The sequence below is a fragment of the Lelliottia jeotgali genome (genome assembly GCF_016771845.1).
GTDB lineage: Bacteria > Pseudomonadota > Gammaproteobacteria > Enterobacterales > Enterobacteriaceae > Enterobacter > Enterobacter jeotgali.
This window is the reverse complement of the sequence record NZ_JAENMQ010000015.1, coordinates 15,815-35,640: the sequence shown is the minus strand read 5'-3', so window position 1 is coordinate 35,640 and position 19,826 is coordinate 15,815. Positions and strand designations below refer to the sequence as shown.

The following is a 19,826-nucleotide window of genomic DNA, read 5'->3' as shown; positions in this document are numbered from 1 at the left end:
CAGAAAATAACGGGAGGCATTGCACCTCCCATTTTTCGTTAGCCTTTCAGCTGCACCTGGCCGTCTTTTACGCGGACGTCGTAGTGCTTCACGGAATGGCTCTCATCTTCCATGCAGTGCCCGTCGGTGAGACGGAAACGCTGTTTTTTCAGCGGGCTGGCAACCCACTGTTCGCCCTGATGTTCCGCGATCAGGCCGCGAGACAACACGCTGGCCTCAAAGAACGGGTCGATGTTGCTGATAGCGAATACCTGTTCGTCGTGGCGCGGGCGGAAGATTGCCACATGCTCTTTACCGAGCAGTGCGCACACGCCGGTTGCCGGAATGATGTCGTCGATTTTGCAGATGTTTACCCACTGGCTCATACGTTTTCCTCCACCAGAGTCACCGGAATGCGCTCGTACGGCGTCGCCGGACGATGCTGTTCGCGCTCAGGCACCACCTGGACGTTCGGATCGCGCTGGGTGCTGTTGATAAAGTGTTTGAAGCGCACCTGTGCGGCTGGCGTGTTGACGGTTTCCGTCCACTCGCAAATCACCGCTTCGCGCAGACGTGCAATTTCTTCTTCGAGATGTTCGTTCAGACCGAGTTTGTCGTCGATGATCACCGATTTCAGATACTCGATACCACCTTCCAGGTTATCCAGCCAGGATGCGGTACGGGTCAATTTGTCGGCGGTACGGATGTAGAACATCATGAAGCGGTCGAGATACTTCAGCAGCGTTTCGCGGTCGAGATCGGCGGCCAGCAAATCGGCGTGGCGTGGTTTCATCCCGCCGTTACCGCAGACGTACAGGTTCCAGCCTTTTTCGGTGGCGATGATACCCACGTCTTTACCCTGCGCTTCCGCACATTCACGGGTACAGCCGGAGACGCCGAACTTCATTTTGTGCGGAGTACGGATACCTTTGTAGCGGTTTTCCAGCTCCACGCCGAAGCCCACGCTGTCGCCCACGCCGTAACGGCACCAGGTGCTGCCCACGCAGGTTTTCGCCATACGCAGCGCTTTGGCATACGCGTGACCGGTTTCGAAGCCCGCTTCGATCAGCTGACGCCAGATTTCCGGCAGATCATCTTTCTGCGCACCAAACAGGCCGATACGTTGGGAGCCGGTAATTTTGGTGTACAGATTAAATTCGCGCGCCACGCGGCCCACGGCCACCAGCCCTTCCGGGGTGATTTCGCCACCGGCTGAACGTGGGATGACGGAGTAGGTGCCATCTTTCTGGATGTTGGCGAGGAAGTTATCGTTGGTGTCCTGCAGCGGCGTGTGCTCTGGCTTCAGGATGTATTCATTCCAGCAGGAAGCCAGCAGTGAACCGACGGTTGGTTTACACACTTCACACCCGTAGCCCTGGCCGTGTTTTTGCAGCAGTTCGTCGAAGGTTTTGATACCTTCCACGCGAATCAGGTGGTAAATCTCCTGGCGTGAGTAAGAGAAGTGCTCACACAGGTTGTTGTTCACTTCGATGCCCTGTTTCGCCAGTTCGGCGTTCAGCACTTGGGTCACCAGCGGAATACAGCCGCCGCAGCCGGTCCCGGCTTTGGTTTCGGCTTTCAGCGCCGCCACGGTGTGACAGCCTTTGTTGATCGCGGAGATCAACATGCCTTTGGTGACGTCGAAGCAGGAGCAAATCTGCGCGCTGTCCGGCAGTTTATCCACGCCGATTGACGGTTTGCCACTGGAGGCGTGAGCAGGCAGGATCAGGGCGTCCGGGTTTTCCGGCAGTTCGATAGCATTCAGCATCAGCTGAAGCAGGTTGCCGAAATCACTGGTATCGCCCACCAGCACCGCCCCCAAGAGGGTTTTGTTGTCCTGGCTGACAATCAGACGTTTGTAGACTTCTTTGTTTTCGTCGAGGTATACGTAGCTGCGACAGCCTGGGGTGCGACCGTGCGCATCGCCGATGCCGCCAACATCCACGCCGAGCAGTTTCAGCTTGGCGCTCATGTCCGCGCCGGTGAAGGCATTTTCGTTACCGAGGATGTGGTCCACGGCGACCTGCGCCATTTTATATCCCGGTGCTACAAGGCCGTACACGCGGTTGCTCCAGCTGGCGCATTCGCCGATGGCGTAGATGTCCGGGTCGGAGGTCTGGCAAGAATCATTAATCATGATCCCGCCGCGCTGCGCCACGGCCAGACCGCACTGGGTCGCCATTTTGTCGCGCGGACGGATACCGGTGGAGAAGACGATGAAGTCCACTTCCAGCTCGCTGCCGTCGGCGAAGCGCATGGTTTTACGCGCGTCGGTGCCTTCCTGAACGATCTCTTTGGTATTTTTGCTGGTGTGAACTTTCACACCCATGCTCTCGATCTTACGGCGCAACTGATCGCCGCCCATATGGTCGAGCTGTTCGGCCATCAGCATCGGGGCAAATTCGATGACGTGGGTTTCGACACCTAAGTTTTTCAGCGCGCCTGCGGCTTCGAGGCCGAGCAGACCGCCGCCGACCACTGCACCGCGTTTGCTACGACGTGCGCAGGATTCGATCGCTTTAAGGTCTTCAATGGTACGATAAACGAAGCAATCCTGAGTTTCCGAGCCTTTGATTGGCGGGATCCACGGATAAGAGCCAGTCGCCATGATCAACTTATCGTAAAAAACCGTACGACCAGCACTGGAGTGAATCACTTTTTCCTGGCGGTTGATGGTGATGGCGCGTTCGCCCACCAGCACTTTTACGCCGTGCTTCTCGTAGAAGCCTTCACGCACCAGAGAAAGCTCTTCAGCGGTATGGTGAGAGAAGTAGGAAGAGAGGTGGACACGATCGTATGCTTTACGGGGTTCTTCACAGAAGACGGTAATATCGAACTGGGCAGCGTCAGCTTTATCGAGAAGATCCTCAATAAAGCGATGGCCGACCATGCCGTTACCAATAATAGCGAGTCTGACTTTGCTCATTTTTGCCTCGATTTCTTTTCTATTACTGCCTACCTTAACGATTCAGCAGGGGCGCTTATTGATACAAATCAAATACGCCTTTAACTACTCCTTAGTGGGTATATTGCTGATTTGTCAGGATTTTTATAAGTCTCGGAAATAGCACGCTTTTCACGAGCGTCTAATTTCTATACAAATTAGGGGGCTAATGATTAAGATGACGTACCCCTTAATTTCAGCCGCGTTTTTCGGGAGAAAGGTATGACGACAACACCGCTTTGGCTCGTTCAGAATGTTCGGTTACCGGGCCGGGAAGGGTTATGGCAAATTGGCATTGAGAATGGCCGATTTACTGAGGTAACCCCGATGAGCGACGCGCATGACGAAAGCTACGAGGTGCTCAACGCCCGCGGCGGGCTGGCGATCCCGCCGTTTATTGAGCCGCATATTCATCTCGATACCACCCAGACCGCGGGCGAACCCAGCTGGAACCAGTCCGGGACGCTGTTTGAAGGCATCGAACGCTGGGCAGAGCGTAAGGCGCTGCTGAGTCACGAGGACGTCAAAGCCCGCGCGTGGAAAACGCTGAAGTGGCAAATTGCCAACGGCATCCAGTTTGTGCGCACCCACGTGGATGTCTCCGACCCGACGCTCACCGCCCTGAAAGCGATGCTGGAAGTGAAACAGGAAGTTGCGCCGTGGGTGACGCTGCAAATCGTCGCCTTCCCGCAGGAGGGAATTCTCTCTTACCCCAACGGTGCGGCACTGCTGGAAGAGGCGTTACAGCTGGGTGCTGATGTGGTCGGGGCGATTCCGCACTTTGAGTTCACTCGCGAGTATGGCGTGCAGTCTCTGCACATCGCTTTCGAGCTGGCGAAAAAATATGACCGCCCGCTGGATATTCACTGCGATGAAATCGATGACGAGCAGTCGCGCTTTGTCGAGACGGTTGCCATGCTGGCCTACGAGGCGGGTATCGGCCATCGCGTCACGGCCAGCCATACCACGGCGATGCACTCCTACAACGGGGCGTACACCTCGCGCCTGTTCCGCCTGCTGAAAATGTCGGACATCAACTTTGTCGCCAACCCGCTGGTGAATATCCATCTGCAGGGGCGTTTTGACGATTATCCGAAGCGCCGGGGGATTACCCGCGTGAAAGAGTTACAAGAGGCGGGGATTAACGTTTGCTTCGGCCATGACGACGTCTTTGACCCGTGGTATCCGCTGGGTACTGGCAATATGCTGCAGGTGCTGCACATGGGGCTGCACGTCTGCCAGATGATGGGCTACGGGCAAATCGACAGCGGACTGAACCTGATCACCCATAACAGCGCCAGAACCTTTGGCCTGACGGATTACGGCATCGAAAAGGGCAATCCGGCGAACCTGATTATTCTGCCTGCGGAGAGCGGGTTTGAAGCGGTGCGCTGCCAGGTGCCGGTGCGCTGGTCGATTCGTCAGGGAAGAGTGATTGCTACCACGCAGCTGGCGCAGACGTGGATACAAACGGATAGCGGGGGAGAGGAGGTGAGTTTTACCCGAAACAGCCCCTTCGCCGGTAGCAAAGGGGCGTAGGGACTTAGTGAGAAGCCGCTGCCGTGTTGTGCTGACGGTGGCGGGTGACAAAGCCCAGAATCAGACACATCACGAACACTACTGCATACAGGCCGTTCGCCGTGTGCAGGGCAGCCAGGGGGCCGCTGTGGGCGACGATCGGGCCAGTGACCACGAAGGTCAACATGGTGCCGATGGTGCCGCAGGTCAGCACAAAGTTGACCAGCTTCGGCGAGGCTACTTTGGTTTGCAGGGAGCCGAGCGTAATGATCGAGGTATAAATCGCGCTGGAGAAGAAGCCGAGGGTCAGAATGAACCACGGCATATGATCCGGTGATCCGTTGATGAACAGATACATCAGCACGGTCGCCAGGCCAGCCAGCACGGTCAGGATGCGCTGCAGATCGAAGAAGCGCAGGATGAAGCTAAACGCCCACATGCCGAACATGTACGACATCCAGAAATCGCTCACCAGTTTACCCGCATCGTTCAGGCTCATGCCCAGACCTTTGGCGTACTCCGGTACCCAGGAGATAAAGCCCAGCTGACCGAGGATGTAGCACAGGGCGGCAACGGAGAGGAACAGCACGCCGATGCCCCATTTCTCTTTCACCACCGGCTCGGCACTCTGCTCGGCTTTTTTGCCCAGCACCGGGAAATCACAGCCGAAAGTCAGAATAAAGATTGCCACGTACACCAGGCCGATACAGGCATAAACCCAGTACCACTCGATGCTGCGTGCCAGCAGAACGGCGGCAACCATCGGGAAGATCATCCCCGCCATGCTGAAGAACGAGTCGGTGAACAGCAGACGCGCGCCGCGCTGGCGGCCTTCATACATATGGGTAATCAGGAAGGTCCCGATGGACATGGTGATCCCGCTGACCAGGCCGAGTACGAACATCGATGCCGAGAACAGCGCGATGCTGTGGCTGATCATCAGGCCCGCTACGGCGGCGACCATCAGCACAAAGCCGAAGCGCAGCTGCGTTTTCAGCGGCACGATTTCCATCAGCCAGGCGTTTAAGAAGATAGAGATCAAGATCCCGGCGTTCAGAAAGGTAAAGGTGTTGCTCATGCTGGAAACCGGTTGCTGGAAATAATCGGCAATATTGCCCATTACCATTCCGGTGACGATCACCAGTGCGCCGGTGAGGGCGTAGGAGAAGAAGCTGATCCATGTGAGCTTGATGCGGTTGCTGTTAGTCATGTCTGCCTTGTATAAGTACGTAAAACGCGTTGACCGCGCCGAGTGCGGGCAGATTTTAGTCATTAAAGTGATCTATTTAAATCTTTTCTGAAAATTATGATCGTCGTTGCAGTTATTCTTATGAGGTAAATCACCTTTTTAACCGGGGGATTCAACTGTTTGCACCGTTACAACTGTTTCAAATTCGTAAAATTAGGTAAAAGGCTGGCCTCCGTCCATACTGCTCTTTAGAATCAAGACACTTGCCTTATTTACTGCGCTTTCTTAAGGAATTCTCATGCTCAAATCCACTCTGGCGGCTGTCGCAGCTGTGTTTGCACTTTCTGCTGTCTCTCCTGCTGTTCTGGCAGCGAAAGGTGACCCCCATGTTTTGCTGACAACTTCCGCCGGGAATATTGAGCTGGAACTGAATAGCCAGAAAGCTCCTGTTTCTGTGAAAAACTTCCTCGATTACGTGAACAGTGGTTTTTATAACAACACCACCTTCCACCGCGTGATCCCTGGCTTTATGCTTCAGGGCGGTGGTTTTAACGAGCAGATGCAGCAGAAACAGCCGAACGCGCCGATCAAAAACGAAGCCGACAATGGCCTGCGTAACACCCGTGGCACCATCTCTATGGCACGTACCGCGGACAAAGACAGCGCAACCAGCCAGTTCTTCCTGAACGTCGCCGATAACGCCTTCCTCGATCACGGTCAGCGTGATTTTGGTTATGCGGTATTTGGTAAAGTTGTGAAAGGGATGGATGTGGCCGACAAGATTTCTCAGGTACAGACTCATGACGTCGGTCCATACCAAAATGTTCCGACAAAACCGGTAGTTATCCTCTCCGCAAAAGTGCTGCCGTAAGTTTCTCCTCTGCGGGCATTCTCGCCCGCATTGCTTGCTCCTCCCTGCGAAAGCGCAGTTTGCTGCTTATACTTGTGGCAAACGGACACATTCAGGGAGGCGTTAAGTGAAAAAACTCACCGATAAACAAAAGTCCCGTCTCTGGGAGCAACAGCGAAATGCCAATTTCCAGGCCAGCCGACGTCTCGAAGGGGTCGATAGCCCATTAGTCACGCTCAGCGCGCAGGAAGCTGAAGTGCGTCTTGAGGAACTCAGGAGGCACTATGAGCGATAAAATTGGCGACGACCGCGACCCGTACCTCTATCCCGGCCTGAATGTGATGCGCAATGTGCTCAGTATTCGCCAGGCGGAGCGACTGGCGCAGGCGTCTTACGAACTGACGGCGCTGCGTGCTGCCACGTTGCCTCTCGGCCCCCCTGCGCGCGGTTTGCCGCATCTCTGTGCCATTCATCGACATCTCTATCAGGATATTTTTAGCTGGGCTGGCGCAATTCGTGAAGTCGATATCTATCAGGGTGATACTCGTTTTTGCCACTTCGCCTATATCGAAAAAGAGGGCAACGCCCTGATGCAGGATCTCGAAGAAGAAGGCTACCTGACAGGACTCGGACGTGAGGAGTTTGTTGCCCGCCTCAGCCACTACTACTGTGAGATTAACGTCCTGCACCCGTTCCGCATTGGCAACGGCATCGCCCAGCGCGTCTTCTTTGAGCAACTGGCAATCCACGCAGGCTATCAGCTGAGCTGGCGGGGGATCGACCCGGACGAATGGGCGGCGGCTAACCAGAGCGGGGCGATGGGCGATTTGACCGCGCTTACCGCCATCTTTGCCAAAGTAGTGAGCGAAGCGCGGGAAACTGAGTAGAATAGGGCGGCTATTTTTGTCCCGGAGCCGCCATGATCCTGCTGATTGATAACTACGATTCCTTTACCTGGAACCTTTACCAGTACTTTTGTGAACTGGGCGCAGAGGTCATTGTACGGCGCAATGACGAGATAAGCCTTACCGATATCGACGCGCTGGCACCGCAGAAAATTGTCATTTCACCGGGGCCGTGTACGCCCGACGAATCGGGAATTTCCCTGGATGTCATTCGCCATTACTCCGGCAAACTGCCAATCCTCGGCGTCTGTCTGGGGCATCAGGCTATCGCCCAGGTGTTCGGCGCGACCATTGTGCGTGCCGAACGGGTGATGCACGGCAAAACCTCACCGGTGACGCACACTGGCACCGGCGTGTTTCGCGGGCTGAATAATCCGCTGACGGTCACGCGCTATCACTCGCTAGTGATTGACCCGCCTACGCTTCCCGACTGCTTTGAAGTGACCGCCTGGAGCGACACTCAACAGATCATGGGCATTCGCCATCGCGAGTGGGATCTTGAAGGGGTGCAGTTCCACCCGGAGAGCATTCTGAGCGAACAGGGCCACGAACTTCTGGCCAATTTCCTCCATCGCTGAATTTTTATTGCCTTACTGTGATTTTTTATGCATATTTTGTGATTATATTTTCACAATCAATGTGACATAAAACGGACGGGCATGACATGGCAACTGAACAACTTGCAATTACGCGCGCAACATTCGATGAAGTGATTCTGCCGATTTATGCACCGGCGGAGTTTATCCCGGTCAAAGGGAAAGGCAGTCGGGTTTGGGATCAACAGGGTAAAGAGTACGTTGATTTCGCGGGCGGTATTGCGGTGACGGCGCTGGGGCACTGCCATCCGGCGCTGGTTGAAGCGCTGAAAACCCAGGGCGAAACCCTGTGGCACACCAGCAACGTGTTCACCAACGAACCGGCGCTGCGTCTGGGGCGTAAGATAATCGACGCCACCTTTGCCGAGCGTGTGCTGTTCATGAACTCCGGCACCGAAGCCAATGAAACCGCCTTTAAGCTGGCGCGTTATTACGCCTCGACGCGTCACAGTCCGTACAAAACCAAGATTATTGCCTTCCATAATGCCTTCCACGGTCGTTCGCTGTTTACGGTTTCGGTGGGCGGGCAGCCGAAGTATTCCGACGGTTTCGGCCCGAAACCGGCTGATATCATCCATGTGCCGTTTAACGATCTGCACGCCGTGAAAGCGGTGATGGACGATCACACCTGCGCAGTGGTGGTTGAGCCAATCCAGGGCGAGGGCGGCGTGATGGCCGCAACGCCGGAGTTCCTGAAAGGGCTGCGCGAACTGTGCGATGAACATCAGGCGCTGCTGGTGTTTGATGAAGTGCAAAGCGGCATGGGGCGTACCGGCGATCTGTTCGCCTACATGCACTACGGCGTGACACCGGATATTCTCACCAGCGCCAAAGCGCTCGGCGGCGGCTTCCCGGTTAGCGCGGTGTTGACCACGCTGGAGATCGCGTCGGCCTTCCACGTCGGTTCGCACGGTTCCACCTACGGCGGCAACCCGCTGGCGTGCGCTATCGCCGGGGCGGCGTTTGATATTATCAATACGCCGGAAGTGCTGAACGGTGTGAATGCGAAGCGCGAGCAGTTTGTGCAGCATCTCCAGCAGATTGACGCACAATATGACGTGTTCAGCGATATTCGCGGCATGGGTCTTTTAGTCGGGGCTGAACTGAAGCCGCAGTACAAAGGCCGCGCGCGTGATTTCCTCCACGCCGCTGCGCACGAAGGCGTGATGGTGCTTAATGCGGGGCCAGATGTGATGCGCTTTGCGCCGTCGCTGGTGATTGATGGGCAGGATATCGACGACGGCATGCATCGCTTTGCCAGTGCGGTGAAGAAGATCGTTCAGGGATAGTGGAAATTGCCGGGTGGCGGCTTCGCCTTACCCGGCCTACGGGGCGTAAACCATCACGATTCTTTGCGTCGCAAAATCCGCGTCAACCAAACCCCGTGATGCGGACGCTGACGCCATGCCACCGACGAAATGGTGTGCATGGTGTTCAAATGCCCCAATACCCGCTGCAAATGCTGCTCCAGAGTGCTCATCGGACCGTGTGTTAACGTCTCTGGCGCTTCAAGAATATTTGAATCCCCCGATTCTCCCGGCGCGTCGTACTCCAGACGCTGCTGGCAACGCTGCAAGGCAATTTCACACGACTGCAAATAGCGCTGCGCCAGATCCGGTGTCAGCATTGTGTGCTCGCGCGCCAGGGTGGTCATCGCGTTGATATGCTCGACGATAAACTGGCTGTGCGTGACCCACAGCTTCATATCCGCCAGATAGTGAGAATTAAAGCCCGGCTCCTGCATCGCCTGGTTGAGGGAGTTAAACAGCGCGTTGTGTGCCTGGTTGACCTTCATGCGCTGATAGGCCAGCGGCGATGCTTTAGGATCGTCGCTCAGGATCAGCCGAATCGCCTGCTGATCGGCTTCGAGCGCGTCATGGGCGTTCTGGCGTAACAGTCCGCTTTGCCACTGTGGCCACAGCCAGACCATCCCGCCAAAGGCAATCAGACAGCCAATCAGCGTATCGACCAGCCGCGCGACAATATACTGCTCGCCGTTCAGGGTCAGCAGTTGCAGGGTATACACTGCCGTCACCGTAAACCCGACCATCGCCCAGCCGTAGTTTTTACGGATAATCAAATACCCCACCAGAGTGATCACCAGCATCCCCAGCAGGGTGTAGCCATCGGGTACGTGGAAGTGCAGCGTCACCCCAGCAATCACCAAACCCGCGAACGTGCCGAGTGCCCGATGCAGAATGCGCACCCGCGTGGCGCCATATCCGTTCTGAGTGACAAACAGCACGGTCATTAAAATCCAGTAGGGTTTGGGTAAGTGCAGCGCCACGCCCATCAGGCTGGCCGCGCTGAGCATCACGCTGATGCGCGCGGCATTGCGCAGAGCGGCGGATTTCAGCGACAGATAGCTTTTGAGTGCAGGCAACAGCGGCAGCCGTTTTTGCTTATCGGCCATCAGGTCACGTGCATAGAGCGGACGCTGAGTTCTCAACACCCGCGCGATACGGCTGAAATGCCAGGCGCAAAACTGTCCGACCGGGTTATCCGGGTGCTGGCGCGCAATTTTCTCCAGCGCACCCAGCTGTTTATCCATCGTAAAGCGGGTCGGGTAGCGGTGATAAAGAATATCGTCCGCCAACACGCGCAGGCGAGTCGCGACCGTCTGGGCATTCCAGCGCAGCACTGCTTCGGCGTGGCTGCGCTCTACCAGTTTTTGCACCTCCTGCGGATGATGCAAGCTGACTGAGATATGTTCCTGCAGATCCAGCCCGACCTGGAAGGTACGCAGCAGGCGTTTGTATTCATGATTTTTATTGGCCGCCAGCATGTGCAGTTGTTGGTAACACTGGCTGATTAAATCGACCACTTTTTGCTGGCGCGACAGCAGCGGCGGCAATGATTTTTCCGGGTCTGCGTGCTGGGTCAGCAGGGTGTATTTCGCTTCGCAATAATCGGCGAGCTGAACGTACAGCAGGCTCAGGGATTCTCGCAGCGGCTGTTCCCGCCACATCCAGAACCAAAACCAGTTAAAAAGCCCGTACCACAGCGTGCCGGCGGCGTAGATCAGCAGCGGCTCCCAGACGGGCATATTCCCGGCGAGGCTCAGCGTGAATATCGCTGCAATCAGTGAAGCGGGCAGCAGGCGGGCGTGAAGTGCGCTGATCTCCGCCGTGACGCCCAGCGTCATCGCCAGCACGGTCAGGATTAAAGGCAGCGGGATATCGCGGGCCAGCAGCAGCTGTACGGCGAGGCTACACCCGGCAAACAGGCAGCCGCCGATAATCAGGCGTTTGAAAAAACGTTTGTGGGGAGTATCCAGACCGGCAATGTTGCAGCAGGCAGGAACAAGAGAAAAAAGCAGCCCCTGTTGCAGATGGCCCAGGACTAAACCAATGGCCACGGGAAGACATAACACCAGGGTTTGACGTAGTGCGTAGTTAACTTCCGGGTGATAAATCAGCCTGCGCCACATAATCGTCAGAGACAAAAACGGCGTGACACCTTGCGATGGCACGCCGTTTTTTCCGGAATTAACGCGTTCCGTAAACCACGATTGTTTTACCGTGGGCGGAGATCAGGTTTTGATCTTCCAGCATTTTCAGGATACGGCCAACGGTCTCACGAGAACAGCCGACGATCTGACCAATTTCCTGACGGGTAATTTTAATTTGCATACCGTCCGGGTGGGTCATGGCGTCAGGTTGTTTCGCCAGGTTCAGCAGTGTCTGCGCGATGCGGCCAGTAACGTCGAGGAAAGCGAGGTTGCCCACTTTCTCGGAAGTGACCTGCAGGCGGCGAGCCATCTGCGAAGAAAGACGCATCAGGATGTCCGGGTTGACCTGGATCAGCTGGCGGAATTTCTTGTAGGAGATCTCAGCGACTTCACATGCGGATTTTGCGCGCACCCAGGCGCTACGTTCCTGGCCTTCTTCAAACAGGCCCAGTTCACCGATGAAATCGCCCTGGTTCAGATAAGAAAGGATCATCTCTTTCCCTTCTTCATCTTTGATCAGCACTGCCACCGAGCCTTTGACGATGTAATACAACGTTTCCGCTTTTTCACCCTGGTGAATCAGCGTGCTCTTCGATGGGTACTTATGAATGTGGCAATGAGACAAGAACCATTCGAGAGTCGGGTCTGTTTGCGGTTTGCCAAGCACCATGCGCTGTTATCCTCTGTTATAAGCTGTCTCAGAGTCAAAATCGCATCCTGACTCTGGGGTTGCAATCGAATTCTTACCCGTACCTGGGAAGTTGGCTGTCACAATGTTTGCAGCCAGTAAAGTTTGATGTCCTCTGCATACATGTGTAACGTCAATGTATTACTGTAGCATCGAGACTGTTTTAGCATAGCTTTAGCCGCGTGTCTCCTGGTGTCTCGCTTCAGCATGATGCAGGTCGCCTTCCGTTGCGAGAATTGTAACGCACGCGTAATCTGTTCTGAAAAATGCAACTTTGGAGTTAATGAAAATGCAAGCGCGTGTGAAATGGGTTGAAGGTTTAACGTTCCTTGGCGAATCCGCTTCAGGGCACCAGATTTTGATGGACGGTAACTCCGGAGATAAAGCGCCAAGCCCGATGGAAGTGGTGCTGATGGCCGCTGGCGGATGTAGTGCGATCGACGTGGTGTCGATTCTGCAAAAAGGCCGTCACGATGTGACCGACTGCGAAGTGAAACTGACGTCAGAACGTCGTGAGGAAGCGCCACGTCTGTTTACGCACATCAATTTGCATTTTATCGTCACCGGTAAAGAGCTGAAGGATGCCGCGGTGTCCCGCGCGGTAGATTTGTCTGCGGAGAAGTACTGCTCTGTGGCGTTGATGCTGGAAAAAGCGGTAAAGATTACGCATTCGTATGAAGTGATTGACGCCTGATTCGTTGGCGGGTGGCGATTCGCTAACCCGTCCTACAAAGGCAACATCTGCGGTATTTTGCCCGATGGCGCGACGCTTACCGGGCCTACAAAAGCCTGAATGTAGGCCGGATAAGCGCAGCGCCATCCGGCAACAGACCTTAGGCGATCTTCTTGCCTTCCATCAGCCGTTGCACCAGCGGCATCATGATCAATTCCATCGCCAGCCCCATTTTGCCACCCGGCACCACCAGCGTATTGATGTGCGAGATAAACGAGCCCTGCAGCATCGCCAGCAGCCACGGATAATCAATATCGTCCAGATTGCGGAAGTGGATCACCACAAAACTCTCGTCCAGCGAAGGGATCGTTTTTGCCGCAAACGGGTTGGACGTGTCCACTGTGGGAACGCGCTGGAAGTTGATATGAGTGCGGGAAAACTGCGGCGTCAGGAAGTTAATGTAATCTTCCATCGAACGCACTACCGAATCCATCACCGCTTCGCGCGAATGGCCGCGCTCGCTCATGTCGCGGGTCAGCTTCTGAATCCACTCCAGATTGACAATCGGCACCACGCCGACCAGCAAATCCACGTGGCGCGCCACGTCGTGCTGCGGAGTCACCACGCCACCGTGTAATCCCTCATAAAACAGCACATCGGTCGGTTCCGGCAGCGGCTGCCACGGTGTGAAGGTACCAGGCACCTGATTCCACGGCACCGCTTCGTCATAGGTGTGCAGATATTTGCGTGACTGACCTTTACCCGTATGTCCGTAATCCTGGAAAGTCTGTTCCAGCAGGCCGAAGTCGTTGGCGTCTGGCCCGAAATAGCTGATGTGCTTGCCTAAATCGCGGGCCTTGCGGATAGCCATGTCCATTTCAGGACGGGTGAAGCGATGAAAACTATCGCCCTCAACCTCGGCAGCACGCAGATTGAGCTGCGCGAAGATCTTGCGAAAAGCGAGGCTGGTGGTCGTGGTTCCCGCACCACTCGAACCCGTGACGGCAATAACCGGATGTCTGGCGGACATAGCAACTCCCTGACTGGAAAGATGGAACAATCAACCGCGAAACTGATTGCGCGGCATGATGTTGACGGTTTCGTGCAGTTCTGACCACACCAGCAACACCTCGCCACTTTGTAGCTGCCGTTTTACATCGGCGACCTTTTGTTCAAGCGAACGTTCATGTTCACCATAATCGGTGCCTTCGCGTAATACAAAGCTTTCAATCAGGCTATCCAGCGTTTCGGGAGCCAGATCCTGCCAGGGAATCATCATTTTACTCTCTCCAGAAAAGGGGTTAACCAGTCGGGGATGCGCGACTCCAGCCACATTTTCGGGCGGCGCAACGTGCCGCCGATAAAGCCGACGTGGCCGCCGTGCTCCGTCAGTTGATACTGCACGTTTGCAGGCAGATGTTCCGGCGCGGGAATGGAGTGATGATCCATAAAGGGATCGTCCTTCGCATGGATGATCAGCGTCGGTTTGGTTATCTGGTTCAGCAACGGCATGGCGCTACACTGACGATAATAGTCGATGGCGTCAGCAAAGCCGTGGATCTTCGAGGTGATCATATCGTCAAACTCGCGCAGGCGACGCATACGCTTCAGCTGTTGCAGGCTGATCGGCAGGGTATCTGGATAGGCCTTCAGCTTACGTGCGGCGTTAGCCTTGAGTAAGTTCAGCAGGTAGCGCTGATAGACGCGTGAAAAGCCCTTTTCCATATGATAGCTGCACTGCTCAAGCATAAACGGCGCGGAGACGATCACCGCCGCATCCAGTGGGACCGTGTCGCTCTCTTTAGCCAGCAGGCAGGCGAGCATATTGCCACCCAGGGAATAGCCCACAGCGGCGGTCGGCACGCTGCCGTAGCTGTTCTTCAGCCAGTGCAAAAACCAAGTGCCGTCTTCGGTTTCACCGGAGTGATAAATGCGCTCGCGACGATTCGGTTCACCGCTACAGCCGCGAAAATGCATCACCACGCCGAGCCAGCCACGCTCTTTTGCCGCGTGGATCAGGCCGTGGGCATACGGGCTGTGGAGACTGCCTTCCAGACCGTGAAACAACACCAGACGCGGTTTATGTTTAGCCTGTTCAGGATCTTCGCTCCAGGCTAAATCCACGAAATCACCGTCCGGCAGGTCGAGACGCTGCCAGTGCGGCGTAAACTGCAGTTTTCGGCGCAGCAGCCTCGGCAGCATGGTCTGCAGGTGTGGGTTCGCCACGCCCCGCATGGGCACGAAGTCTGCGCTCTCAGCGCCTGCGATCTCGAAATCTGATGGAATAATTTGGGTCATAACGATGCAATGTTAATTCTTGTCAGCCATTTACTATACCTGCCGAATTGTACCCTGTTTATGAAAACGAGGGGCGTTTACCTCTGATTTAGCCCTTTCTGCCGCCTCTGACATTTTTTCGCGCGATGTGAACTGATCTCGATCACAAATCTTTACCTCGATTATTACTCTCAGGCTAATGATTCCACTCTACGCTTAATTGATGCCTTTCTCACCAGGGCGCACACTTTGTTCAGCGTTAAGCAAATCAGAATGATGTGCTGAATCAGGAGGTTAATAATGTTATCTGGGCAAACACCCGCCCGTGTCTGGAACACGCGACGCACTGAAAAAGCGCGCCGCCTGGCTTCTGTCCCGGTGCAAGGCAAGGTTCTGCCAACCGACGATCTTGTCGCCATGCTGGAAAAACTGATTGCGCCGGGCGACAAAGTCGTTCTGGAAGGCAACAACCAAAAGCAGGCCGATTTTCTGTCCCGCTCTCTGGCCGAAGTAAATCCGCAAATCGTTCACGACCTGCATATGATCATGCCAAGCGTCGGGCGCAGCGAACATCTCGACATCTTTGAAAAGGGCATCGCCCGCAAGCTCGATTTCTCTTTCTCCGGCACCCAAAGCCTGCGTATTTCGCAGCTGCTGGAAGACGGTCAGCTCGAAATCGGCGCCATCCACACTTACATCGAGCTTTACTCCCGCCTGTACGTCGATCTCTCGCCAAACGTGGCGCTGATTGCCGGGTTTAAAGCTGACCGAAAAGGCAACCTTTACACCGGAGCGAGCACCGAAGACACCCCAGCGCTGGTTGAAGCCGCTGCGTTCCACGACGGGATCGTCATCGCCCAGGTGAATGAGCTGGTGGATGATGAATGCGATCTGCCGCGCGTGGATATTCCGGGCTCGTGGATTGATTACGTGGTGGTGGCCGACAAGCCGTTCTTCATCGAACCGTTATTTACCCGCGACCCGCGCCTCATCAAGCAAGAACATATCCTGATGGCGATGATGGCGATTAAAGGCATCTACGCGGAACACCAGGTGCAGTCTCTCAACCACGGTATCGGTTTTAATACCGCCGCGATTGAGCTGCTGTTGCCTACTTACGGCGAACAGCTCGGCCTGAAAGGCAAAATCTGTAAACACTGGACCCTGAACCCGCATCCAACGCTGATCCCGGCGATTGAAAGCGGCTGGGTGGAGAGCGTGCACTGCTTCGGCGGCGAACTGGGGATGGAAGAGTACATCCGCGCTCGCCCGGACGTGTTCTTTACCGGTGCCGACGGCTCGATGCGCTCTAACCGCGCGTTCTGCCAGCTGGCGGGCCAGTATGCGGTCGACATGTTTATCGGTTCGACCTTACAGGTGGATGGCTACGCCAACTCCTCTACCGTGACCCGTGGTCGTCTGTCGGGCTTCGGCGGCGCGCCAAATATGGGCCACGATCCGCACGGTCGTCGTCATGCCACACCTGCGTGGCTGAACATGATTACCGAACCAGACCCGATGCAGCGCGGTAAAAAGCTGGTGGTGCAGATGGTCGAAACTTTCCAGGCGGGCGTGAAACCGACCTTCGTGGAAAAACTCGACGCTATTGAAGTCGCGAAATCCTCCGGGATGCCGCTGGCACCGGTGATGATCTACGGCGATGACGTGACCCACGTGCTGACCGAAGAAGGGATTGCGTACCTCTATCGCGCCGAAAATCTCGAAGAGCGCCGCGCGATGGTCGCCGCGGTTGCCGGGATCACCGACATCGGTCTGGGTGTGGACGCCAAACGCGTCGCCGCACTGCGCCAGAGCGGCAAAGTGGTTTACCCGGAAGATATGGGCATTCGTCGCACCGACGCGACCCGTTCTCTGCTGGCAGCCGGCAGTGTGTCTGACCTCGTTGAATGGTCAGGTGGTCTTTATAACCCACCTGCGAAATTCCGGAGCTGGTAATGAAACTTCTGCCCCAGATTCAGGTTGAAGGCGGTGCCGAATGGCTGGCGCGAACCGCCACGCAGTGTCTGATTGACGAAGCACGATTAAGCCCGAAACCCGGTCTGGTGGACAGTCGGGGGAACGGTGCGCACCACGATCTTTCGCTCGCATTGATGGAGCGGTCCGCGCATAGCCTGACCCCGACGTTTCAGGCGCTGGCGCAACAAAGCTGGCAGCGTCCGGCGGACATTGCGCTCAGGCAAACCATCGGGCGACTGGGCCGTGAAGGCGAGCAGCAGATGATGTTCGCCACCGGCGGCGTGAATACGCACCGGGGCGCTATCTGGGCGCTCGGACTGCTGGTGAGCGCGGTAGCGATGCTCGGCGGTGACGCCAAACCGCAGACCATCGCCATGACGGCGGCGGAACTGGCAAAACTGCCGGATGATGCAGCACCGAAAGTGTTCAGCAAAGGGCTTCGCGCCACGCATCGGTATCGCGTACCGGGTGCGCGTGAAGAGGCGCAGCAGGCGTTCCCGCATATTTTACAGCGCGCGCTGCCCCAGCTTCGTCTTAGCCGACTGAACGGCAGCAGTGAAACGCACGCCCGACTCGATGCGCTGATGGCCATCATGACCTCGCTCACCGACACCTGCGTGCTGTCCCGCGCCGGAATGGAAGGGCTGGACGCGATGCAGGAAGGCGCTCGCGCCGTGCTTCATGCGGGCGGAAGCGCACTACCTGAAGGCCAGCGCGCCCTTGCGGTGCTCGACCGCCAGATGCTGGCGCTGAATGCCTCACCGGGTGGTGCCGCCGATCTGCTCGCCGCCACGTTGTTCCTCGACCGCGTCGAGACGCCTTATTCAAAGCATTAAGAGGATGTTATGGAAAAAATCACATTAACCGTGCCCGCCACCCGCGCATTGAGCGGCAGGGCGCTGGCAGGGGTTGTCGGTTCCGGTGATATGGAAGTGTTATTCACCGCCGACCCGAGCCAGACCTTAACCATCAATATCACCACGTCCGTCGACAACAGCCTTGGTCGCTGGGAAGCGCTGTTCAGCCGTCTGCAAACCGTGAGCAGCCTGCCTGGCGGGACGCTGTCCATTCACGACTTCGGCGCAACCCCAGGCGTGGCACGCATTCGTATCGAACAGGTATTTGAAGAGGTGAGCCATGCGTGACGATCGCAGTTTTATCGAATTAAGAGCGCGCCAGCGTGCGCAAACGTTGCTGGATGACGGCAGCTACCGTGAACTGCTGGACCCGTTTGAAGGCATCACCTCGCCGTGGCTCGGCGCACAGGGCATCGTGCCGCAGGCGGATGACGGCATGGTGGTCGCGAAAGGCACAATCAACGGAAAACCTGCGGTAGTCGTGGCGATTGAAGGTGCTTTTCAGGGCGGCAGTATGGGCGAAGTGTCCGGTGCCAAAATGGCAGCAGCGCTGGAGCTGGCGGCAGAAGACAACCGCAACGGCATCCCAACGCAGGCGGTGCTGTGCCTCGAAACCGGCGGCGTGCGCTTGCAGGAAGCCAATCTCGGCCTGGCGGCGATTGCCGACATTCATGCGGCAATTGTCGATTTACGTCGCTATACCCCGGTTGTTGGAATTGTCGCCGGTACCGTCGGCTGCTTCGGCGGGATGTCTATCGCTGCGGCGCTGTGTAGCTATCTGATTGTCACCCGCGAAGCGCGTCTCGGTCTGAACGGCCCGCAGGTTATCGAGCAGGAAGCCGGAATCGAAGAGTACGACTCCCGCGACCGTCCGTTTATCTGGAGCATGACCGGCGGCGAGATCCGCTATCAAAGTGGTCTGGTGGATGCGCTGGTGGGCGATGGCGTGAACGCCGTGAAACAGGCGATGAACGACGCGATTGCCAAAGGCGTTCCGGCGAAACATCGCACCGATAACTATGACGATTATCTGAATCGTTTGAGCCAGTTTGATACCCGCAAACAGGCGGATACCGAACAGATCCATGCCCTTTTTGCCCGGGAGGTGAAATGATGACTAACTCAATCAGCCGTGGCGAATTATGGCTGCAAACTCTCGCCCCGAATGCTCCACGTCTGCCAGGTTTGTGCCCGTCAGTACAGGCAGCTGATGGTGAACTGAACGGCGAAAGCGTGCGTTATGTCGCCGTGGTGCCAGATGCGAACAACCATTTCCCACGCGCTGCGCAGGGTGAAGTGGGGCTGCTGGAAGGCTGGACGCTGGCGAAAGTGGTCAGCGAAACCATCGCGGCGGACGCCGATAAAGCCGTCAAACGCCCGATTGTGGCGGTGATTGACGTGCCGAGCCAGGCGTATGGTCGCCGCGAAGAGGCGTTCGGTATTCATCAGGCGCTGGCCGGTGCGGCTGCGGCGTATGCCAATGCGCGTCTGGCCGGTCATCCGGTGATTGGCCTGATCGTCGGCAAAGCGATGTCTGGCGCGTTTCTGGCGCACGGCTACCAGGCAAACCGCCTGATTGCGTTCAACGACAAAGGCGTGCTGATTCATGCGATGGGCAAAGAGTCCGCCGCGCGTATCACCCTGCGTACCGTCGAGGCGCTGGAAAAACTGGCGGCCACCATCCCGCCAATGGCGTATGACATCAGTAACTACGCCACCCTCGGGCTGCTCGCCGATCTGCTGGATATCAGCAATCCGGACGCACCTTCCGACACCGATCTGGCGCAGGTGAAAACCACTCTGCAACAGGCCATCAACGACGCGCGTCAGGACACCACGCTGAAAAGCCGTTTGGGTGCTGATAATCGCCGCAGCTCTGCTCTGGTACGCGAACGTATGCGAGCAAGCTGGTAAGTAGAAAA

Annotated in this window: 20 protein-coding genes; 12 read left to right on the top strand and 8 right to left on the bottom strand. The window is 56.4% G+C overall.

What is annotated here, in order from left to right; translation table 11 throughout:
• Positions 1-38 precede the first annotated feature (38 nt).
• Positions 39-365 carry a nitrite reductase small subunit NirD gene (nirD, locus tag JBO43_RS20605; RefSeq protein ID WP_202674947.1) on the bottom strand — a complete coding sequence of 109 codons (327 nt, stop codon included), beginning with the start codon at positions 363-365 and terminating at the stop codon, positions 39-41.
• Complete coding sequence (gene nirB / locus JBO43_RS20600) at positions 362-2,905, bottom strand: nitrite reductase large subunit NirB (protein ID WP_103948207.1); 2,544 nt, start codon at positions 2,903-2,905, stop codon at positions 362-364. The genes nirD and nirB overlap by 4 nt, the downstream gene beginning before the upstream one ends.
• Positions 2,906-3,145: 240 nt before the next feature.
• Between nirB and JBO43_RS20595 the strand changes: the two genes are divergently transcribed.
• A complete protein-coding gene (locus tag JBO43_RS20595) occupies positions 3,146-4,462 on the top strand; it encodes a cytosine deaminase (RefSeq protein WP_202674946.1) in 1,317 nt (438 codons plus the stop codon).
• 4 nt (positions 4,463-4,466) lie between these two features.
• On the opposite strand, the gene tsgA is transcribed toward JBO43_RS20595, so the two are convergent.
• Positions 4,467-5,651 carry an MFS transporter TsgA gene (gene tsgA / locus JBO43_RS20590; RefSeq protein ID WP_202674945.1) on the bottom strand — a complete coding sequence of 395 codons (1,185 nt, stop codon included), beginning with the start codon at positions 5,649-5,651 and terminating at the stop codon, positions 4,467-4,469.
• A 277-nt stretch (positions 5,652-5,928) separates the two neighbouring features.
• Here tsgA and ppiA point away from each other — a divergent pair, with 277 nt between their 5' ends.
• The 5 genes from ppiA (at position 5,929) to argD (ending at position 9,270) form a co-directional block, all read left to right on the top strand.
• Positions 5,929-6,501 carry a peptidylprolyl isomerase A gene (ppiA, locus tag JBO43_RS20585; RefSeq protein WP_095283699.1) on the top strand — a complete coding sequence of 191 codons (573 nt, stop codon included), beginning with the start codon at positions 5,929-5,931 and terminating at the stop codon, positions 6,499-6,501.
• Positions 6,502-6,607: 106 nt separating this feature from the next.
• Positions 6,608-6,775, top strand: coding sequence for a FicA/YhfG family antitoxin (locus JBO43_RS20580; RefSeq protein ID WP_095283698.1), 168 nt, complete (start codon positions 6,608-6,610; stop codon positions 6,773-6,775).
• A complete protein-coding gene (locus tag JBO43_RS20575) occupies positions 6,765-7,367 on the top strand; it encodes a putative adenosine monophosphate-protein transferase Fic (protein WP_095283697.1) in 603 nt (200 codons plus the stop codon). The genes JBO43_RS20580 and JBO43_RS20575 overlap by 11 nt, the downstream gene beginning before the upstream one ends.
• A gap of 32 nt (positions 7,368-7,399) precedes the next feature.
• A complete protein-coding gene (gene pabA / locus JBO43_RS20570) occupies positions 7,400-7,963 on the top strand; it encodes an aminodeoxychorismate synthase component 2 (protein WP_202674944.1) in 564 nt (187 codons plus the stop codon).
• An 86-nt stretch (positions 7,964-8,049) separates the two neighbouring features.
• The gene (gene argD, locus JBO43_RS20565; RefSeq protein ID WP_202674943.1) at positions 8,050-9,270 is read left to right on the top strand and encodes a bifunctional acetylornithine/succinyldiaminopimelate transaminase; all 1,221 of its coding nucleotides are present in this window, start codon (positions 8,050-8,052) and stop codon (positions 9,268-9,270) included.
• Positions 9,271-9,323: 53 nt separating this feature from the next.
• Here argD and JBO43_RS20560 read toward each other — a convergent pair whose 3' ends face one another.
• Together JBO43_RS20560 and crp are read right to left on the bottom strand one after the other, a co-directional pair.
• Positions 9,324-11,411 (bottom strand): YccS/YhfK family putative transporter, encoded by a 2,088-nt coding sequence (locus tag JBO43_RS20560; RefSeq protein ID WP_103948226.1) that lies wholly within the window; start codon positions 11,409-11,411, stop codon positions 9,324-9,326.
• Positions 11,412-11,469: 58 nt separating this feature from the next.
• Positions 11,470-12,102, bottom strand: coding sequence for a cAMP-activated global transcriptional regulator CRP (crp, locus tag JBO43_RS20555; protein ID WP_003852956.1), 633 nt, complete (start codon positions 12,100-12,102; stop codon positions 11,470-11,472).
• A gap of 307 nt (positions 12,103-12,409) precedes the next feature.
• Here crp and JBO43_RS20550 point away from each other — a divergent pair, with 307 nt between their 5' ends.
• Complete coding sequence (locus JBO43_RS20550; protein WP_202674966.1) at positions 12,410-12,814, top strand: OsmC family protein; 405 nt, start codon at positions 12,410-12,412, stop codon at positions 12,812-12,814.
• A 139-nt stretch (positions 12,815-12,953) separates the two neighbouring features.
• Here the strand turns inward: JBO43_RS20550 and JBO43_RS20545 are convergent, their stop codons facing one another.
• Genes JBO43_RS20545 through JBO43_RS20535 form a run of 3 tightly spaced genes read right to left on the bottom strand, consistent with a single transcriptional unit; the run spans position 12,954 to position 15,091 of the window.
• A complete protein-coding gene (locus JBO43_RS20545) occupies positions 12,954-13,823 on the bottom strand; it encodes a phosphoribulokinase (RefSeq protein ID WP_095283694.1) in 870 nt (289 codons plus the stop codon).
• A gap of 30 nt (positions 13,824-13,853) precedes the next feature.
• Entirely contained in the window at positions 13,854-14,072 is a 219-nt protein-coding gene (locus JBO43_RS20540) for a YheU family protein (protein WP_095283693.1), read from the bottom strand.
• Positions 14,069-15,091 carry a hydrolase gene (locus JBO43_RS20535; protein WP_202674942.1) on the bottom strand — a complete coding sequence of 341 codons (1,023 nt, stop codon included), beginning with the start codon at positions 15,089-15,091 and terminating at the stop codon, positions 14,069-14,071. Before JBO43_RS20535 ends, JBO43_RS20540 begins: the two co-directional genes overlap by 4 nt.
• 279 nt (positions 15,092-15,370) lie before the next feature.
• Between JBO43_RS20535 and mdcA the strand changes: the two genes are divergently transcribed.
• The 5 genes from mdcA to mdcE are packed head-to-tail and all read left to right on the top strand — an operon-like array spanning position 15,371 to position 19,818.
• Complete coding sequence (gene mdcA, locus JBO43_RS20530) at positions 15,371-17,026, top strand: malonate decarboxylase subunit alpha (protein WP_202674941.1); 1,656 nt, start codon at positions 15,371-15,373, stop codon at positions 17,024-17,026.
• On the top strand, positions 17,026-17,883 hold the full coding sequence (locus JBO43_RS20525; RefSeq protein WP_202674940.1) for a triphosphoribosyl-dephospho-CoA synthase: 858 nt from the start codon (positions 17,026-17,028) through the stop codon (positions 17,881-17,883). Before mdcA ends, JBO43_RS20525 begins: the two co-directional genes overlap by 1 nt.
• Before the next feature lie 9 nt (positions 17,884-17,892).
• The gene (gene mdcC, locus JBO43_RS20520; RefSeq protein WP_202674939.1) at positions 17,893-18,192 is read left to right on the top strand and encodes a malonate decarboxylase acyl carrier protein; all 300 of its coding nucleotides are present in this window, start codon (positions 17,893-17,895) and stop codon (positions 18,190-18,192) included.
• Positions 18,185-19,018 (top strand): biotin-independent malonate decarboxylase subunit beta, encoded by an 834-nt coding sequence (locus JBO43_RS20515; protein ID WP_202674938.1) that lies wholly within the window; start codon positions 18,185-18,187, stop codon positions 19,016-19,018. Before mdcC ends, JBO43_RS20515 begins: the two co-directional genes overlap by 8 nt.
• Positions 19,018-19,818: a biotin-independent malonate decarboxylase subunit gamma gene (gene mdcE, locus JBO43_RS20510; RefSeq protein ID WP_103948227.1), complete on the top strand. Its 801-nt coding sequence runs from the start codon at positions 19,018-19,020 to the stop codon at positions 19,816-19,818. Before JBO43_RS20515 ends, mdcE begins: the two co-directional genes overlap by 1 nt.
• Positions 19,819-19,826 lie beyond the last annotated feature (8 nt).

Bases quoted from the DNA above. Each gene is read 5' to 3' on its own strand.
- nirD (WP_202674947.1), bottom strand. From the start codon at position 365: ATGAGCCAGTGGGTAAACATCTGCAAAATCGACGACATCATTCCGGCA.
- nirB (WP_103948207.1), bottom strand. From the start codon at position 2,905: ATGAGCAAAGTCAGACTCGCTATTATTGGTAACGGCATGGTCGGCCAT.
- JBO43_RS20595 (WP_202674946.1), top strand. From the start codon at position 3,146: ATGACGACAACACCGCTTTGGCTCGTTCAGAATGTTCGGTTACCGGGC.
- tsgA (WP_202674945.1), bottom strand. From the start codon at position 5,651: ATGACTAACAGCAACCGCATCAAGCTCACATGGATCAGCTTCTTCTCC.
- ppiA (WP_095283699.1), top strand. From the start codon at position 5,929: ATGCTCAAATCCACTCTGGCGGCTGTCGCAGCTGTGTTTGCACTTTCT.
- JBO43_RS20575 (WP_095283697.1), top strand. From the start codon at position 6,765: ATGAGCGATAAAATTGGCGACGACCGCGACCCGTACCTCTATCCCGGC.
- pabA (WP_202674944.1), top strand. From the start codon at position 7,400: ATGATCCTGCTGATTGATAACTACGATTCCTTTACCTGGAACCTTTAC.
- argD (WP_202674943.1), top strand. From the start codon at position 8,050: ATGGCAACTGAACAACTTGCAATTACGCGCGCAACATTCGATGAAGTG.
- JBO43_RS20560 (WP_103948226.1), bottom strand. From the start codon at position 11,411: ATGTGGCGCAGGCTGATTTATCACCCGGAAGTTAACTACGCACTACGT.
- crp (WP_003852956.1), bottom strand. From the start codon at position 12,102: ATGGTGCTTGGCAAACCGCAAACAGACCCGACTCTCGAATGGTTCTTG.
- JBO43_RS20550 (WP_202674966.1), top strand. From the start codon at position 12,410: ATGCAAGCGCGTGTGAAATGGGTTGAAGGTTTAACGTTCCTTGGCGAA.
- JBO43_RS20545 (WP_095283694.1), bottom strand. From the start codon at position 13,823: ATGTCCGCCAGACATCCGGTTATTGCCGTCACGGGTTCGAGTGGTGCG.
- JBO43_RS20540 (WP_095283693.1), bottom strand. From the start codon at position 14,072: ATGATGATTCCCTGGCAGGATCTGGCTCCCGAAACGCTGGATAGCCTG.
- JBO43_RS20535 (WP_202674942.1), bottom strand. From the start codon at position 15,091: ATGACCCAAATTATTCCATCAGATTTCGAGATCGCAGGCGCTGAGAGC.
- mdcA (WP_202674941.1), top strand. From the start codon at position 15,371: ATGTTATCTGGGCAAACACCCGCCCGTGTCTGGAACACGCGACGCACT.
- JBO43_RS20525 (WP_202674940.1), top strand. From the start codon at position 17,026: ATGAAACTTCTGCCCCAGATTCAGGTTGAAGGCGGTGCCGAATGGCTG.
- mdcC (WP_202674939.1), top strand. From the start codon at position 17,893: ATGGAAAAAATCACATTAACCGTGCCCGCCACCCGCGCATTGAGCGGC.
- JBO43_RS20515 (WP_202674938.1), top strand. From the start codon at position 18,185: ATGCGTGACGATCGCAGTTTTATCGAATTAAGAGCGCGCCAGCGTGCG.
- mdcE (WP_103948227.1), top strand. From the start codon at position 19,018: ATGACTAACTCAATCAGCCGTGGCGAATTATGGCTGCAAACTCTCGCC.